15 protein-coding genes and 1 pseudogene are annotated in these 16,410 nt (G+C 72.8%); 12 read left to right on the top strand and 4 right to left on the bottom strand.

Annotation, left to right across the window (positions count from 1 at the left end):
- Positions 1–121 precede the first annotated feature (121 nt).
- Positions 122–1,300, top strand: a complete 1,179-nt coding sequence (locus ACFQZ6_RS06305; RefSeq protein WP_381605451.1) for a hypothetical protein — start codon at positions 122–124, stop codon at positions 1,298–1,300.
- Positions 1,297–2,469 carry a type VII secretion-associated serine protease mycosin gene (gene mycP, locus ACFQZ6_RS06300; protein WP_381605449.1) on the top strand — a complete coding sequence of 391 codons (1,173 nt, stop codon included), beginning with the start codon at positions 1,297–1,299 and terminating at the stop codon, positions 2,467–2,469. Before ACFQZ6_RS06305 ends, mycP begins: the two co-directional genes overlap by 4 nt.
- Positions 2,470–2,475: 6 nt before the next feature.
- Here the strand turns inward: mycP and ACFQZ6_RS06295 are convergent, their stop codons facing one another.
- Complete coding sequence (locus ACFQZ6_RS06295) at positions 2,476–3,399, bottom strand: serine hydrolase (protein WP_381605447.1); 924 nt, start codon at positions 3,397–3,399, stop codon at positions 2,476–2,478.
- Between the two features lie 149 nt (positions 3,400–3,548).
- On the opposite strand from ACFQZ6_RS06295, the gene ACFQZ6_RS06290 reads away from it, so the two are divergent.
- Positions 3,549–4,286 (top strand): SseB family protein, encoded by a 738-nt coding sequence (locus ACFQZ6_RS06290; protein WP_381618103.1) that lies wholly within the window; start codon positions 3,549–3,551, stop codon positions 4,284–4,286.
- Positions 4,287–4,302: 16 nt separating this feature from the next.
- Here the strand turns inward: ACFQZ6_RS06290 and ACFQZ6_RS06285 are convergent, their stop codons facing one another.
- Positions 4,303–4,650 carry a DUF1844 domain-containing protein gene (locus ACFQZ6_RS06285; RefSeq protein ID WP_210922299.1) on the bottom strand — a complete coding sequence of 116 codons (348 nt, stop codon included), beginning with the start codon at positions 4,648–4,650 and terminating at the stop codon, positions 4,303–4,305.
- Between the two features lie 361 nt (positions 4,651–5,011).
- On the opposite strand from ACFQZ6_RS06285, the gene infC reads away from it, so the two are divergent.
- From infC to ACFQZ6_RS06240, 9 genes and pseudogenes are all read left to right on the top strand, one after another.
- Complete coding sequence (gene infC / locus ACFQZ6_RS06280) at positions 5,012–5,689, top strand: translation initiation factor IF-3 (protein WP_381605444.1); 678 nt, start codon at positions 5,012–5,014, stop codon at positions 5,687–5,689.
- 121 nt (positions 5,690–5,810) lie between these two features.
- Positions 5,811–6,005, top strand: a complete 195-nt coding sequence (rpmI, locus tag ACFQZ6_RS06275) for a 50S ribosomal protein L35 (protein ID WP_007829094.1) — start codon at positions 5,811–5,813, stop codon at positions 6,003–6,005.
- Between the two features lie 94 nt (positions 6,006–6,099).
- Entirely contained in the window at positions 6,100–6,483 is a 384-nt protein-coding gene (rplT, locus tag ACFQZ6_RS06270; protein ID WP_210922300.1) for a 50S ribosomal protein L20, read from the top strand.
- A 179-nt stretch (positions 6,484–6,662) separates the two neighbouring features.
- Complete coding sequence (locus tag ACFQZ6_RS06265; protein ID WP_381605441.1) at positions 6,663–7,505, top strand: TrmH family RNA methyltransferase; 843 nt, start codon at positions 6,663–6,665, stop codon at positions 7,503–7,505.
- Positions 7,506–7,558: 53 nt separating this feature from the next.
- Positions 7,559–8,689, top strand: a complete 1,131-nt coding sequence (locus ACFQZ6_RS06260; RefSeq protein WP_381605439.1) for a PAS domain-containing sensor histidine kinase — start codon at positions 7,559–7,561, stop codon at positions 8,687–8,689.
- Between the two features lie 128 nt (positions 8,690–8,817).
- A pseudogene (gene pheS / locus ACFQZ6_RS06255) lies at positions 8,818–9,938 on the top strand (phenylalanine--tRNA ligase subunit alpha).
- Positions 9,938–12,451, top strand: coding sequence for a phenylalanine--tRNA ligase subunit beta (pheT, locus tag ACFQZ6_RS06250; RefSeq protein ID WP_381605437.1), 2,514 nt, complete (start codon positions 9,938–9,940; stop codon positions 12,449–12,451). The pseudogene pheS and the gene pheT overlap by 1 nt, the downstream one beginning before the upstream one ends.
- Before the next feature lie 339 nt (positions 12,452–12,790).
- Positions 12,791–14,131 (top strand): transcriptional regulator, encoded by a 1,341-nt coding sequence (locus ACFQZ6_RS06245; protein ID WP_381605435.1) that lies wholly within the window; start codon positions 12,791–12,793, stop codon positions 14,129–14,131.
- Between the two features lie 129 nt (positions 14,132–14,260).
- Positions 14,261–14,821: an NUDIX hydrolase gene (locus tag ACFQZ6_RS06240; RefSeq protein WP_381605433.1), complete on the top strand. Its 561-nt coding sequence runs from the start codon at positions 14,261–14,263 to the stop codon at positions 14,819–14,821.
- Between the two features lie 210 nt (positions 14,822–15,031).
- Here ACFQZ6_RS06240 and ACFQZ6_RS06235 read toward each other — a convergent pair whose 3' ends face one another.
- Together ACFQZ6_RS06235 and ACFQZ6_RS06230 are read right to left on the bottom strand one after the other, a co-directional pair.
- The gene (locus ACFQZ6_RS06235) at positions 15,032–15,289 is read right to left on the bottom strand and encodes a hypothetical protein (protein ID WP_381605431.1); all 258 of its coding nucleotides are present in this window, start codon (positions 15,287–15,289) and stop codon (positions 15,032–15,034) included.
- 182 nt (positions 15,290–15,471) lie between these two features.
- Positions 15,472–16,344 carry a 3-hydroxybutyryl-CoA dehydrogenase gene (locus ACFQZ6_RS06230; RefSeq protein WP_381605429.1) on the bottom strand — a complete coding sequence of 291 codons (873 nt, stop codon included), beginning with the start codon at positions 16,342–16,344 and terminating at the stop codon, positions 15,472–15,474.
- Positions 16,345–16,410: the final 66 nt, after the last annotated feature.

Here is a 16,410-nt window from a genome sequence, read left to right as displayed (position 1 = left end):
GCGGACACGGGGAAGACTCCGGTGGGACATCCGTACATCCACACCGGCTCCGGGGCGTACGACCTGAGAACGACGGCCCACGCACAAGGAAGCGGTCCGGGCAGAGGGAAACGGGGGGTGCATGAGCACAGAAGCCCAGCGCGCTCCCGTCCCACCACGCCCCACCACACCCCCGCGGACCCCGGCACAACGGGACACCTCACCGCCGCCCGGCACCCCACCGCGCCCGGAGGAGCCGCCGACGCCGCCAGACGGCACCGCCCCGGCCCCCGGGGGCCGCTCCCCGGTGCCGACCCCGCCCCCGCCGCCCGCCTCGGCCCGCTTCCCCGACGCCGCGCCACCCCGCGGCGGCAGCGGCGCACCCCCCGAGGCCCCCTCGGAGACGACCACCCGGCTCCGCCCCCTCCAGCCCCCGGACCCGGCGCGCTCCTGGGGTGTCATGACCCCGCCCCCCGCGACGCCCCCGACCCCCACCGCCCGCCCCGTCGTCACCCTCGGCCAGCCCGAGACCTACGACGACCAGGGGCGCCCCCGGTCGCTGAGGGCCCGGCTGCGGGGCCGTACCCTCGCCGCGGCCGGATGCGTCGTCCTCGGCCTCGGCCTCATCGGCGGCGCCGTGACCGGCAGTTGGCTCACCGGCGACTCCGGGCCGGACGGCGAGCGCGGCTCCTTCGCCACCGCCGGGGAGCTGTGGCACAGCATCCCGGTCGACCGGCTCTTCCCGCCCACCGTGCAGGGCAAGGGCGCCGGGCCCGGCGGCTCCGACCGCACCTGGACCCGGATCGCCGTCGCCCCGGACAGCGACTGCGCGGGCGCCTTCGACCCGCTGCTGCGCAAGGTCCTCGCCCCGGTCGGCTGCGCACGGCTGCTGCGCGCCACCTACACCGACGCCACCCAGAGCCACGTCACCACCGTCGGCCTGCTCTTCACCGGCGCCGACGTCGAGGCCATGCGCTCCCTGGACGAGCAGTTCGAACGCGAGGGCCTCGACGAGCGCGGCGACCTCGTGCCCCGCCCGTACGCCGCCGAGGGCACCGCCGCCGCCCGGTTCGGCCCCGAGCAGCGCGCCACCTGGGCCATCTCCGTGCTCACGGACGCCCCCGTCGTCGTGTACGCCGTCTCCGGCTGGGCCGACGCCCGCACCGTCGACGAGCCCGAACCCGCCGCCGAGGCCAAGGCGTCCGGCGCCACCAGCGCCGCCGCCCAGGCGGGCCTCGGCCACGAGGCGCAGGGCCTCGCGGACCGCGTCGAGCGCGGGCTCCGCAAGAACGCCACCTCGCCCACGGAGCAGCCGTCATGACCGGCCTCGCCCGCCGCGGCGGCCTCCTCGGCTGCCTGCTCGCCGCCTGTCTCGCCCTCGTCCCGCCCACCGCCGCGCACGCCGACGGCATCCGCGCCCGGCAGTGGGCCCTGGACGCCCTGCACGCCGAGCGGGCGTGGCAGACCACCAAGGGCGCCGGGATCACCGTCGCCGTCCTGGACACCGGCGTCGACGACCAACACCCCGACCTCGTCGGCAACGTCCTCGACACGCACGACCTGGTCGGCTTCGGCGCCGGGCGCGGCGACGCGACCTGGGCCAAGCACGGCACCGCCATGGCCGGGATCATCGCCGCGCACGGCCACGGCGTGAACAACGCCGACGGGGTCATGGGCATCGCCCCCGAGGCGAAGATCCTGCCCGTCCGCGTCATCCTGGAGGACGACGACCCGGCCCGCGCCAAGGCCCGCAAGTCCCGCGGCAACGCCCTCGCGGAAGGCATCCGCTGGGCCGCCGACCACGGCGCCGACGTCATCAACCTCTCCCTCGGCGACGACTCCGCCTCCGCGCACCCCGAACCCGCCGAGGACGAGGCCGTCCAGTACGCGCTGGCCAAGGGCGCCGTCGTCGTCGCCTCCGCCGGGAACGGCGGCGAGAAGGGCGACCACATCTCCTACCCCGCCGCCTACCCGGGCGTCATCGCCGTCACCGCCGTCGACCGCTACGGCACCCGCGCCTCGTTCTCCACCCGCCGCTGGTACGCCACTGTCAGCGCCCCCGGCGTGGACGTCGTCATCGCCGACCCGGACGGCCGGTACTACGAGGGCTGGGGCACCAGCGCCGCCGCCGCGTTCGTCTCCGGTACCGCCGCCCTGATCAGGTCGGCCCACCCCGACCTGACCCCGGCGCAGATCAAGCGCCTGCTGGAGGACACCGCCCGCAACGCGCCCGTCAAGGGCCGCGACGACTCCCGGGGCTTCGGCTTCGTCGACCCGGCCGCCGCCCTCACCGAGGCCGCCCGCCTCAAGCCGGAGGGCCTGCGCTCGGCGGCGTACGGCGAGGAGTACTTCGGCCCCGGCCCCGACACCCCCGAACCCGAATCCGGCTCCGCGGCCTGGGCTGGCCCCCTCGCGGGCAGCGCGGGCGGCGTCCTGCTGGTCGCCGCGGTGGTGCTGTGGCGGGGCCGCCGCTGGTACGGCGAGGACTGACCCGCCTCAGGACCCGGACGCGCCCACCGCCCGCACCGCCGCCCCCGCCGCCGCCTCCACCAGGGCCACCCCCCGCTCCTTCGTCGCGTTGCCGTCGGACAGCACCGCCAGCAGGCAGTCGTGGCCGTCGACGGTGACGCGGCCGACGCTGTTGACGTCCCACAGCCCGGTCGCGGTGCGCGGCAGCCACCCGTTCTTCAGGGCCCAGGCCCCGGGGCCGTCAGTGACCGCCGACACCCCCCAGTCCTGCCCGGCGGCGATCCGCCCCATCAGCCCCTGGAGATACGTCCGCGAGGCGGCGCTCAGCTCGGAGTCGTCCCCGAACACCTGCCCGAGCAGCGTCAGTTGGTCGGCGGCCGTGGTCTGCGTCAGCCCCCACAGCATCCCCTCGCCGCCCGCGGTGCCGGTCAGCCCGAACCGCTCGTTGGCCGCGTCCAGCCCTTCCGCCCGCCCGATCACACGCCACAGCGCCGACGCGGAGTCGTTGTCACTGCTGACGATCATCGCGGTGGCGTACGCCTCCTCGGCCGCGGTGAGCCGCCGCCCGGCGTCCTGCGCCTGGAGCAGCAGCGCCGCGAGGATGTCCACCTTCACGATGCTCGCGGTGTCGAAGGCGCCGTCGCCGTACCCGGCGCGCTCCCCGGTCGCGACGTCCAGCACCGCCACGGAGACCTCGGCGCCGTCCGCCACGGACACCTCCGCCATGGCCCGCGCGAGCAGCGCGTCCCGGTCGACCACCGGCTCCACGGACTCCACCTGTTCCACAGTCGCCTCCCCACCCGCCTCCCCAGTCGACGAAGCCGCCGCCGACGATACGACGCCCGTCCCGGCGTGCGCCCGCGCCTGGACGTAGAACGTCCCCGCCGCCGTACCGCCGACGAGCACGACGGACGCGACGGCGGCGCAGACGAGGGCGCGGGGAGAGGCCATGCCCGCGATGCTGCGGGCGGTCGCTGTGCGGACTGTTGGACGCAGGTGAGATCTGTGTCAGGTAAGGCTGAGAAAACCGTGAGCGGATGACGCCCGTGTTACCGGGCCCGGACGAACGCCCCGGCATCCCCCCGATAGGGTCGGTGACCGTGGCGAACAAGAACATCCCCGACCCCGGCTACTCCGACGACGACGGCTCCGCCGACCCCGCGCTGAGCGCGGCGCTCGCCGCCTGGGCCGCGGACCGCACCGCCGAGGGGCCCGTCCTCCAGGCCCTCAAGGGCACCCGGCTGCTCGTGCCCGTCGTGGCCGTGCTCGGGGAGGTGGAGGAGGACGAGAACGGGCTGCGCCGCGAGAAGACCAGCGACATGGCCGTCCCCACCCTGAAGGCCCAGGGCCGCACCGCGCTGCCCGCCTTCACCTCCACCGACGCGCTGGCCCGCTGGGACCCGGCGGCCCGCCCCGTCGCCGTACCCCTGCACCAGGCCATCCAGGCGGCGGCGCACGAGAAGGCCGACACGATCGTCCTCGACATGGCCGGACCGGTGCCCTACGAGCTGACCGGGCGCGCGCTGCTCGCGCTCGCCGAGGGCCGCACCAGCACCGACCCGCTCACCGACCCGGCCGTCCTGGACGCCGTACGGGCCGCGGTGGCCGCCGAGCCCGCGGTCGTCCGCGCGCACCTCGGGCCGGGGCAGGCCGACGGCACCCTGGCCCTCGTCCTCGACCCGGCCGCCGACCCCGCGGGGACCGCCCGCGCGGTCGCCGGGCGGATGGCCGCCGACGAGACACTGCGGGCCCGCCTGGTGCGCGGTCTCGACCTGGCACTCATGCCCGCCGGGACCACGCCGCCGGGCGAGCCCTTGTACGTACGCGGAAGCCTGTGAAGTCTGTGGGGCGCGCTCAGCCGTAGACCGGGCCGGTGTACTTCTCGCCCGGCCCCTGGCCCGGCTCGTCCGGGACCAGTGACGCCTCGCGGAACGCGAGCTGGAGCGACTTCAGACCGTCGCGCAGGGGCGCCGCGTGGAAGGAGCTGATCTCGGTGGCGCTGCCGTCCAGCAGCCCGGCCAGGGCGTGGATCAGCTTGCGGGCCTCGTCCAGGTCCTTGTGCTTCGCGCCCTCCTCGGTCAGACCGAGCTTCACGGCGGCGGCGCTCATCAGGTTGACGGCGACCGTCACGATCACCTCGACCGCGGGGACCTCGGCGATGTCGCGGGTCATGGCGTTGAAGTCGGGCGTCTCTTCACTCATGCGGTTCACCCTAGAGGCAGCCGGGCGCCCGGTCCCAGTCGGTCTCGGTTAGCCGTTCGGGGACCGAGCTGCTAACCTTGTGTAACGACCGGTCGGATTCGCCTGCCTCACGGCCCGCGAGCCCGGCCCACAAGTGGAGGCTTTCGAACTCCCACCTGATCGCCCAGCGGGCGGCGGGTCACCGGTCAGGCGGTCCCTCCCGTGGTGGAGGGGATCCGCCCGAAAGCGCGCCCCGCGTTCACCGCGGCGGTGCTCCGGTAGTTCGAGGAGCCCCGCCTGTGATCGTCCGGGGCATTTTTTGTGTCTCGGCGCGGTTAGGTCTAACGACTAGAGACGTTACGCGGCGGTCCGCCAGACCGTCGTGTGGTGCTACCGAGGAGGATCCATCAGCGCCGAGCCCCGCATCAACGACCGGATTCGCGTTCCCGAGGTGCGACTTGTCGGTCCCAGTGGCGAGCAGGTGGGCATCGTCCCGCTGGCCAAGGCACTGGAGCTTGCGCAGGAGTACGACCTGGACCTGGTCGAGGTCGCGGCGAACGCCCGTCCGCCCGTGTGCAAGCTCATGGACTACGGGAAGTTCAAGTACGAGTCGGCCATGAAGGCCCGTGAGGCGCGCAAGAACCAGGCGCACACGGTCATCAAGGAGATGAAGCTCCGGCCGAAGATCGACCCGCACGACTATGACACCAAGAAGGGTCACGTCGTCCGGTTCCTCAAGCAGGGCGACAAGGTCAAGATCACGATCATGTTCCGTGGTCGCGAGCAGTCCCGGCCCGAACTGGGCTACCGACTGCTCCAGCGGCTCGCGGAGGACGTCCAGGACCTCGGGTTCATCGAGTCGAACCCGAAGCAGGACGGCCGAAACATGATCATGGTTCTCGGTCCGCACAAGAAGAAGACCGAGGCGATGGCCGAGGCCCGCCAGGCGCAGGAGGCCCGCAAGGCCGAAGCGAAGGCCAACCCCGGCCGCTCGCAGAACGCCGCGGACGCCACCGAGGAGCCTGCCGAGGCGTCGGCGGAGGAGCCTGCCGAGGCGTGATCCCCGGGACGCGCGCCCCGGCGCGCCGTCCCAGGCAGTAACCGAAACAAGAGCGACGCTCCACCGTGCCCGGTCTCATGGCCGGGCACCGGAGCGCCACCCACGAGGAGAGAACGGCGCTATGCCGAAGAACAAGTCGCACAGCGGTGCCAGCAAGCGCTTCAAGGTCACCGGCTCCGGCAAGGTGCTCCGTGAGCGCGCCGGCAAGCGCCACCTGCTTGAGCACAAGTCGTCCCGACTGACGCGTCGCCTCACCGGCAACGCCGAGATGGCCCCGGGCGACGCCAAGAAGATCAAGAAGCTTCTCGGCAAGTGACATCGGGCGCACCCCGCGCCTGATCTCCGACCGGGACCCAATCGAACCCGGGCCGTGTGACGACCACCGCGGCCCCGCTACAAGGAGTTAAGAAGTGGCACGCGTCAAGCGGGCAGTCAACGCCCACAAGAAGCGCCGGGCGATCCTCGAGCAGGCCTCCGGCTACCGCGGTCAGCGCTCGCGCCTGTACCGCAAGGCCAAGGAGCAGGTCACCCACTCACTGGTCTACAACTACAACGACCGCAAGAAGCGCAAGGGCGACTTCCGTCAGCTGTGGATCCAGCGCATCAACGCCGCTGCCCGCGCCAACGGCATCACGTACAACCGCTTCATCCAGGGCCTGAAGGCCGCCAACGTCGAGGTCGACCGCAAGATCCTCGCCGAGCTGGCCGTCAACGACCCGGGCGCGTTCGCCGCGCTGGTCGAGGTGGCGCAGAAGGCGCTGCCGAGCGACGTCAACGCGCCGAAGGCCGCGTGACGCTGGCGCTGGCCTTGGAGCCGACGTGACTGGACCCGCAGGGTTTTTCCTGCGGGTTCTGTCGTGCTGGCGTAGTCATTCATGCGCGGGTGCGTCGTGGCTGGTCGCGCAGTTCCCCGCGCCCCTGAGGGTGAGTCCCTCGCGCCAGCCTGAACAGTTGCCGATAGGTGGAACAGAAGATGCCTGCCCCCGAACTCATCTCCCCCCGCTCCCCCCGTGTCCTGGCCGCCCGGCGGCTCGGTAAGCGGAACTTCCGGGGGAAGGAGCGGCTGTTCCTCGCCGAGGGGCCGCAGGCGGTCCGGGAGGCGGCCGGGCAGGCGGAGACGCTCGTCGAGCTGTTCGTCACCGTCGAGGCCGCGGAGCGGTACGCCGACATCGTGGGCGCGGCCCGCGACGCCGGGGCGCGTGTCCACCTCGCCGCCGAAGAGGTCATCGCCGACATCTCGACCACCGTCACCCCGCAGGGGCTGGTCGGGGTCTGCCGGTTCCTGGACACGCCGTTCGAGGAGATCCTCGCCGCCCGGCCGAAGCTGGTCGCCGTACTCGCGCACGTACGCGACCCCGGCAACGCGGGCACCGTGCTGCGCTGCGCCGACGCCGCCGGAGCCGAGGCGGTCGTGCTGACCGACGCCTCCGTGGACCTGTACAACCCCAAGGCCGTACGGGCCTCCGTGGGCTCCCTGTTCCATCTGCCGGTCGCCGTCGGCGTGCCCGTCGAGCGGGCCGTGGCGGGGCTGCGGGAGACCGGCGTACGGGTGCTGGCCGCCGATGGCGCGGGGGACCGGGACCTCGACGACGAGCTGGACAAGGGCACCATGGGCGGACCCACCGCCTGGGTGTTCGGGAACGAGGCGTGGGGGCTGCCGGAGGAGACCCGCGCGCTCACCGACGCCGTCGTGCGCGTGCCCATCCACGGGCAGGCCGAGAGTCTGAACCTGGCGACCGCCGCCGCCGTATGTCTCTACGCGTCGGCCCGTGCACAGCGCGCCGCCGGAGGCTGCCGCTCCGTCACCGAAGGCTAGTAGGGTGACCAGCTCGGGGGCCCACTGGACAAGCTGAGAGGTGGGGTACGGGGATGAGCGTCGGCACGAGCAGCGCACCGGGAGCGCACCGGGCGCGCCCACCCGCTGCCGCCGGTGACCCCGGCGGCCTGGGCATCGACCCGGACGACCTGCCGGACGGCCTCGTCGTCGCCGACGAGCACGGCCGGGTGACCTGCTTCAACGCCGCCGCCGAGCGCATCACCGCCGTCCCCGCCGCCGAGGCCCTCGGGCAGCGGCTGGAGAAGGCGCTGCCGTTAGAGGACCTGGAGGGCAGGCGCTGGTGGCAGCTCACCGACCCCTACGGCGGGCTCGCCATCCGGGTCCGGCAGCCCGAGCGGAACCTGCTGCTGCCGGGCGGGCGGGAGGTCCTCGTCGCCGCCCGCTACGTGCGGGACCAGCCCGTCGGGCCGGTCCGCCGGGTCGTGGTCTCGCTGCGGGACACCGAGGCCCGGCGCCGCACCGAGCGCAGCCACGCCGAGCTGATCGCCACCGTCGCGCACGAGCTGCGCTCCCCGCTCACCTCCGTCAAGGGGTTCACCGCCACCCTGCTCGCCAAGTGGGAACGGTTCACCGACGACCAGAAGCGGCTGATGCTGGAGACCGTCGACGCCGACGCCGACCGGGTCACCCGGCTCATCGCCGAGCTGCTCGACATCTCCCGCATCGACTCCGGGCGCCTTGAGGTGCGCCGCCAGCCCGTCGACATCGGCGCCGCCGTCGGACGGCACATCCAGGCCTACGTCGCCGCCGGGCTGCCCGCCGACCGGTTCCTGCTCCGCATCGAGCAGCCGCTGCCGGACCTGTGGGCCGACCCCGACAAGATCGACCAGGTGCTGAGCAACCTGCTGGAAAACGCGGTGCGGCACGGCGAGGGGACCGTCACCATTGACATCACGGCCACGGCGTCACCCCGCGAGGGGGAGGACACCGGCACGTCGGTCACCGTGAGCGACGAGGGCCCAGGCATCCCGGAGGAGTCCATGAACCGCGTCTTCACCCGCTTCTGGCGGGGCAGCAAGCGCGGCGGCACCGGCCTCGGGCTGTACATCGTCAAGGGCATCGTCGAGGCCCACGGCGGCACCATCACCGTCGGCCGCGCCCCCGGCGCCGGTGCCGAGTTCCGATTTACGTTGCCCGTGAGCGCTCCGGCCTATCTCGCCTGAGCCGCCCGCGGGCGCGTTCGCGTATCCCCACCCCGTTAGACTCGGCCAATGGCACCTTTGTGTCCTGCTCGCGGCCCTTCGCGTCGATGACGGGGACTCCAGCCAGCCAATCGGAAGCACGGGAAGAGATGTCGGCACCCAATAAGTCGTACGACCCTGTCGAGGTCGAGGCGTTGAAACCGGAAGAGATCGAGCGGATGCGGGACGAGGCGTTCGCCGCCTTCGCCGCCGCGGACTCCCTCGACGCGCTCCACGAGGCCAAGGTCGCGCACACCGGCCCGGCCTCCCCGCTGGCGCTCGCCAACCGCGAGATCGGCGCCCTGCCCCCGCACGCCAAGGCCGACGCGGGCAAGCGGGTCGGCATGGCCCGCGCCGCCGTGAACAAGGCCCTCGCCGCCCGGCAGGGCGAGCTGGAGGCCGAGCGGGACGCCCGCGTGCTCGTCGAGGAGGACGTCGACGTCACGCTGCCGTACGACCGCGTGCCCGCGGGCGCCCGGCACCCGCTGACCACGCTGTCGGAGCGCATCGAGGACATCTTCGTGGCCATGGGCTACGAGGTCGCCGAGGGCCCCGAGGTCGAGGCCGAGTGGTTCAACTTCGACGCCCTGAACATCGGCCCGGACCACCCGGCCCGCGGCGAGGCGGACACCTTCTTCGTGCGGGCCCCCAGGGCGGCACCGAGTCCGGCGTCGTGCTGCGCACCCACACCTCGCCGGTGCAGATCCGCTCGCTGCTCGGCCGTGAGCTGCCGGTGTACGTGATCTGTCCCGGCCGCGTGTACCGCACCGACGAGCTGGACGCCACCCACACCCCGGTCTTCCACCAGGTCGAGCTGCTCGCCGTCGACGAGGGCCTGACCATGGCGGACCTCAAGGGCACCCTGGACCACATGGTCCAGTCGCTGTTCGGGGAGGGCATGAAGACCCGGCTGCGGCCGAACTTCTTCCCGTTCACCGAGCCGTCCGCCGAGATGGACATGCTCTGCTACGTCTGCAAGGGCGCGTCCGTCGGCAACCCCGACCGGCCCTGCCGTACCTGCTCGTCCGAGGGCTGGATCGAGCTGGGCGGCTGCGGCATGGTCAACCCGCGGGTGCTGACCGCCTGCGGCGTCGACCCGGAGAAGTACAGCGGCTTCGCCTTCGGGTTCGGCATCGAGCGGATGCTGATGTTCCGCCACAACGTCGAGGACATGCGAGACATGGTCGAGGGTGACGTCCGGTTCACCCGGCCGTTCGGGATGGAGATCTGATGCGGGTCCCGCTTTCTTGGCTGCGGGAGTACGTCGACCTGCCGGAGACGGAGACCGGTCGGGACGTGCAGGCCAAGCTCATCGCCGCCGGTCTCGAGGTCGAGACCGTCGAGCAGCTCGGCGACGGCCTCAAGGGCCCCCTCGTCGTCGGCCAGGTGCTGACCATCGAGGAGCTGACGGAGTTCAAGAAGCCGATCCGCTTCTGCACCGTCGACGTCGGCCGGGCCAACGGCACCGGCGAGCCGCAGGAGATCATCTGCGGCGCCCGCAACTTCGCCGTCGGCGACAAGGTCGTCGTCGTACTGCCCGGCGCGGTGCTCCCGGGCGGCTTCGCCATCTCCGCCCGCAAGACCTACGGCCGGACCTCGCACGGCATGATCTGCTCCAGCGACGAGCTGGGCATGGGCGACGACGGCAGCAAGGGCATCATCGTGCTGCCGCCGGAGACCGAGGTCGGCAAGGACGCCATCGAGCTGCTCGAACTGGTCGACGAGGTCCTCGACATCGCCGTCACGCCCGACCGCGGCTACTGCCTGTCGCTGCGCGGCGTCGCCCGCGAGACCGCCATCGCCTACGGGCTGCCGCTGCGCGACCCGGCGCTGCTCGACGTGCCGGGACCGAACGCGTTCGGCTACCCCGTCGAGGTCTCCGACCCGCTCGGCTGCGACCGCTTCACCGCCCGCACCGTCACCGGCCTCGACCCCGAGGCCCGCTCCCCGATCTGGCTCAAGCGCCGCCTCCAGAAGGCGGGGATGCGGCCGATCTCGCTCGCCGTCGACGTCACCAACTACGTGATGCTCGAACTCGGCCAGCCGCTGCACGCCTACGACCGGAACCTGGTCCAGGGCACCATCGGCGTGCGCCGCGCCCAGCCCGGCGAGAAGCTCACCACCCTCGACGGCGCCCAGCGCACCCTGGACGCCGAGGACCTGGTCATCACCGACGAGCGCGGCCCGATCGGGCTCGCCGGTGTCATGGGCGGCGCCAACACCGAGATCGCGGACCACGCCGACGTCGAGAACGCCACGACCGACGTGGTGATCGAGGCCGCGCACTTCGACCCGGTCGCCATCGCCCGCACCGCGCGCCGCCACAAGCTGTCCTCGGAGGCGTCCCGCCGCTTCGAGCGCGGCGTCGACCCGCAGGCCGCGGCAGCCGCCGCGCAGCGCACCGTCGACCTGCTGGTCCTGCTCGCGGGCGGCACCGCCGAGGCCGGGGTCACCGAGGTCGTCGCCCCGTCCGCGCCGCGCACCATCAGCGTCCCCGCGGACCACCCCGACAAGGTCGCCGGAGTCGGCTACGGCCGGGAGACCGTCGTACGCCGCCTCCAGGAGGTCGGCTGCGACGTGTACGGGCAGGACGAGCTGATCGTCACCGTGCCGTCCTGGCGTCCCGACCTCACCGACCCCAACGACCTCGCCGAAGAGGTCATCCGCCTGGAGGGCTACGAGAACCTGCCCTCCACGCTGCCCAAGCCGCCGTCCGGCCGGGGCCTCACCCACCGGCAGCGGCTGCACCGCCGGGTCGGCCGGGCGCTCGCCGGGGCGGGCTACGTCGAGGCGCCGAACTACCCGTTCGTCAGCGAGCAGGTCTTCGACCAGCTCGGCCTCGACGCCGCCGACCCCGCCCGCCGGGTCGTGAAGCTCGTCAACCCGCTCAGCGACGAGGAGCCCGCGCTGCGGACCTCGCTGCTGCCGGGGCTGCTCGGCGCGCTGCGCCGCAACGACGGCCGGGGCAGCCACGACCTCGCCCTCTTCGAGACGGGGCTGGTCTTCCTGCCCCGCGAGGAGCAGCGGGTCGCCGCCGCGCTGCCCGTCGACCGGCGCCCCACCGACGAGGAGATCGCCGAGCTGGGCGCCGCGCTGCCCGAGCAGCCGCGCCATGTCGCCGTCGTCCTCGCGGGCGCCCGTGAGCAGGCGGGCTGGTGGGGCAAGGGCCGCCCGGCCGACTGGGCCGACGCGGTCGAGGCCGCGCGGGCCGTGGCCACCGAGACCGGGGTCGAGCTGACCGTCCGCAAGGGCCAGTACGGGCCGTGGCACCCGGGCCGGTGCGCCGAGCTGGCGCTCACCGTCGACGGCGCGGAGCGGGTCGTCGGGCACGCCGGTGAGCTGCACCCGCGCGTGGTGAAGGCGCTGGGCCTGCCCGAGCGCACCTGCGCGATGGAGCTGGACCTGGACGCCCTGGAGCGGGCCGCCGACGGCACCCCGCAGGCGCCGTCCATCTCCACCTTCCCGGTCGCCACGCAGGACGTCGCCCTGGTCGTGGACCGGCCGGTGCCGCACACCGAGGTCGAGGCCGCGCTGCGCGAGGGCGCCGGTGAACTGCTGGAGTCCCTCCGGCTGTTCGACGTCTACGAGAACGCCGAGCAGCTCGGCGAGGGGCGCAAGTCGCTCGCCTACGCGCTGCGGTTCCGCGCGCCGGACCGGACGCTGACGGTGGACGAGGCGTCGGCGGCGCGGGACGCGGCGGTGGCCCTGGCCACGGAGCGCACGGGGGCGGTGCTGCGGGGCTAGGTAGTGTGCCGGGTGCGGGTCGTCTGTGGCTGGTCGCGCAGTTCCCCGCGCCCCTGGGGGTGTGGGGGCTGCGCCCCTCACACCCCCATCCCACCCGGCGCGCCGTCCCCCCGTCACGGAGTGTCGGGCAGGCGACGGGCGGACGGCGGATGTTCGGGCCGTCGCACTGTACGAGGGGGAGCCGACGGCCCGGCCGGGCCTCTTGCGAGGCATTTCAGTCAACCGGGCCGGAAACTCTCCGCGACAGCGCGCACACGGTGCGGATGCGGGCACTCCGTTCACACCCCGTGTGAACCCGTATTCACTACGCTGTCGGCAGGAGCCATCTTGGGGGCAAGGATGCAGCCCAACACCCTGCTGGACGCGATCCTCGACGAGGCCGGAATCTCCCACGCCGGGCTGGCCGCGCACGTCAACCAGGCCGGCCGGGCACGTGGTCTGGCCCTGCGCTACGAGCACACCGCGGTGGCGCGCTGGCTGAAGGGCCAGCGACCGCGCGGCCAGGTGCCCGACCTGATCTGCGAGGTGCTCGCCGCCCGGCTGCGACGGCCCGTCACGCTCGACGACATCGGCCTCGGTGTCCCGGGCGAGCCGCAGACCCCGCACGGCGCCTCCCTGTCCGGGTTCGTGGAGCGGGCCACCGCGCTGTGGCGCAGCGACGAGCAGCAGCGCCCGCACATCCTCGGCGCCCCCGCCGTCACCGGCACGCCCGCCGTGATGCCGGTGTGGGAGTGGGAGAACCCGCCGGAGGACGTGGACGTCTCGCGCGGCGGACGCCACCGGGTCACCCCGGCCGACCTGGAGCTGCTGCGGGCGGCCCGCGGCCACTACGAGCAGATGTACCGCAAGGCGGGCGGGGTGGCGACCCGCGCCCGGATCGTCGGGTTCCTCAACGCGGAGGCGGCGCCGCTGCTGCGCGGCAGCTACACCGACGCCATCGGCCGCCAACTGCACCGGGCCACCGGCGGGCTGGTGGCGGTCGCCGGGATCTGCGCCTACGACTCCGACGCGCACGGTCTCGCGCAGCGCTACTTCCACCAGGCGCTGCGGCTGGCGAAGGCGAGCGGGGACCGGGGGCTGGGCGCGTACGTGATCGCGCTGCTGGTCAACCAGTCGCTGTTCATGAAGGAGTTCCGGCAGGCCGTCGCCTTCGCGGAGGCGGCGCTGCGCACGGCGGGCAAGGACATCACGCCCGCGCTCGCCTCCGACCTGTACGCGATGCAGGCGAAGGCGTACGCGCACCTCGGTGACAGCACGAGCGCGTTGTCCTGCATCCGGCGGGCGGAGACGGCCGCCGGACGCATCCGGCGCGGCTACGAACCCGATGAGACCGGCTATGTCCAGCCGGACCTGGTCAACGTCCAGGTGGCGGAGGCGCTGCTGAGCCTCGGGGAGCTGGCGGCGGCGGGGGAGCACGCGGCGGCGGCCGTGGACAACCCGGCGCACGACCGGGGCCGGGTGCACCGGCTGGCCATGCTGAGCACGATCGAGCTGCGCCGGGGCAACGCCGACAAGGCGGTGGCCACGGCGGTGCAGATGGCCGAGCAGGCGCGCGGCATGGAGTCACAGCGGCTGCGCGACAGACTCCGGGCGGTACGCGACCACCTGGTGCGCAGCGGCGGCGCGGGCACCGCCGAGGCCGCCGAACTCATCGACGGGGCCCTGCGCGTACCGCTGTAACCGCCCCACCACCCTCTTCCACTCCGGCCCCGCGCCGCCCCAGCGCGCGCGGGCGCCCGCGCGCGCTCCTGCTGCCGACTCGCTCCTGCTGCGATATTGCCACTGACTCAAACGGAAGGTGGCAGAACCGTGCAGTGGACGAAACTGAACGAACAAACTGTGTACGCAAATCGCTGGTTCAGCGTCAATCTCGCCGATGTCGTCTTACCTGACGGACGGCATCTGGACCACTTCCTGATACGGCTGCGGCCCGTCGCCGTGGCGACCGTGGTGAACGCGGCCAACGAGGTGCTGCTGCTGTGGCGGCACCGCTTCATCACCGACAGCTGGGGCTGGGAACTCGCCGCCGGGGTGGTCGAGGACGGCGAGGACATCTCGGTCGCGGCGGCCCGTGAGCTGGAGGAGGAGACCGGATGGCGGCCGGGACCCCTGCGCCATCTGATGAGCGTGGAGCCCTCGAACGGGCTCACCGACGCCCGGCACCACATCTACTGGGCCGACGAGGGGAAGTTCGTCGGACCTCCAGTGGATGACTTCGAGTCCGACCGCCGGGAATGGGTCCCCCTCAAACTCGTCCCCGACATGGTCGCCCGTGGTGAGGTCCCGGCCGCCAACATGGCGGCCGCACTGCTCTTGCTGCACCACCTCAGGCTCGGCCAGGACAGCGTGCCCCGACACGACCGGGCCTAGGGCCTGTCGTTTGGATCATGCCGCAGACGCGGGGTCTGGCACGCACGTCTGCCGCGTTGTCGTCGGTTGCCGACGCTCCGCGTCGCCGCCCTCCTCCGCCTTGCAGCCGCACGCACCAGACCCCGCTCACCGGCACTGATCATCCACCGCCGATGCCCTGCGACCTGATCCAAACGACAGGCCCTAGGGGTGGCCTTGGGGGTTACCGCCCTAGTGGCCGAGGGCCTGCCAGACCGCCACGATCAGCGCGCCGACGGCGGTGACGGCGGCGATCGAGGGCAGCGGCCAGCGGGCGTGTTCCAGGGTCACCAGACGGCTGTTCAGGTCGTCCAGCTCCTTGGCGGTCTCCTCGGTCCGGTGGGTGAGCAGTGCCAGGCCACCCTCGACTCGGGCGTAGGCCACGTCCAGTCGGCGTCGTAACTCTGCGAGTTCTCCATGGGCGACGGACTGCTCGGGATCGGCGGTCACGAACCGCTCCTTTCCGTAGTCGTTCCTATCCCTTGCATGACGCACGATGAGTCAACTCGCCTGCTGGGCCCCTGGGGAGAGTGTGAGCGGGGCATATGCGGGCTTGGGGCGCACACGGTGTGTGAATGCCGCGGGCCCGGCACCGAAGGGGTGCCGGGCCCGCGGAACGTCACGTTCAGTGATCAGCCGTAGGTGTAGAACCCGGAGCCGGACTTCCGGCCGAGGCGGCCCGCGTCGACCATCCGCTGGAGCAGCGGGGGAGCGGCGTACAGCGGCTCCTTGTACTCGTCGTACATGCTCTGCGCGACCGACGCCACGGTGTCCAGACCGATCAGGTCGGACAGCTTCAGCGGGCCCATCGGGTGGGCGCAGCCCATCTCCATGCCGTTGTCGATGTCCTCGCGGCTCGCGATGCCCGTCTCGAACATCCGGATCGCGGAGAGCAGGTACGGGATCAGCAGGGCGTTGACCACGAACCCGGAGCGGTCCTGGGCGCGGATCGCGTGCTTGCCGAGCAGCTTCTCCGTGAACAGTTGCGCCCGGCTGAGCGTGCCCTCGGAGGTGGTGAGCGCCGGGATCAGCTCGACGAGCTGCTGCACCGGCGCCGGGTTGAAGAAGTGGATGCCGACGACCTGGTCAGGGCGGGAGGTGGCGACCGCCAGCTTCACCAGCGGGATCGAGGAGGTGTTGGACGCCAGGATCGCGTCCGGCCGGGTCACCACCTGGTCGAGCACCTGGAAGATCTCGGTCTTGACCTGCTCGTTCTCGACGACGGCCTCGATCACCAGATCACGGTCGGCGAACTCGCCGAGGTCGGTGGTGAAGCTCAGCCGCTCCAGCGTGGCGTCCCGCTCGGCCTCGCTGATCTTGCCGCGCTCGGCCGCCTTGGCGAGGGAGTTGAACAGCCGGGTACGGCCGATCTCCAGGGCCTCGCCGGTGGTCTCGGCGACCTTGACCTCAAGACCCGCCCGGGCGCACACCTCCGCGATGCCCGCTCCCATCTGACCGCAGCCCACCACTCCGACGCGCGCGATATCTCCCGAACTGCCGGTCACATCGTCCCTTTCGCTGATCCACGGCCGGACGGACCACCGGGTCGCGGCGTCCTCGTACCAGCCCTG

Origin of the sequence: Streptomyces flavalbus (assembly GCF_042674625.1) — a bacterium.
In the GTDB taxonomy this organism is placed as follows: Bacteria; Actinomycetota; Actinomycetes; order Streptomycetales; family Streptomycetaceae; genus Streptomyces; species Streptomyces flavalbus.
The sequence above is the reverse complement of the archived record's forward strand: the minus strand, read 5'-3'. Positions and strand labels throughout refer to the sequence as shown.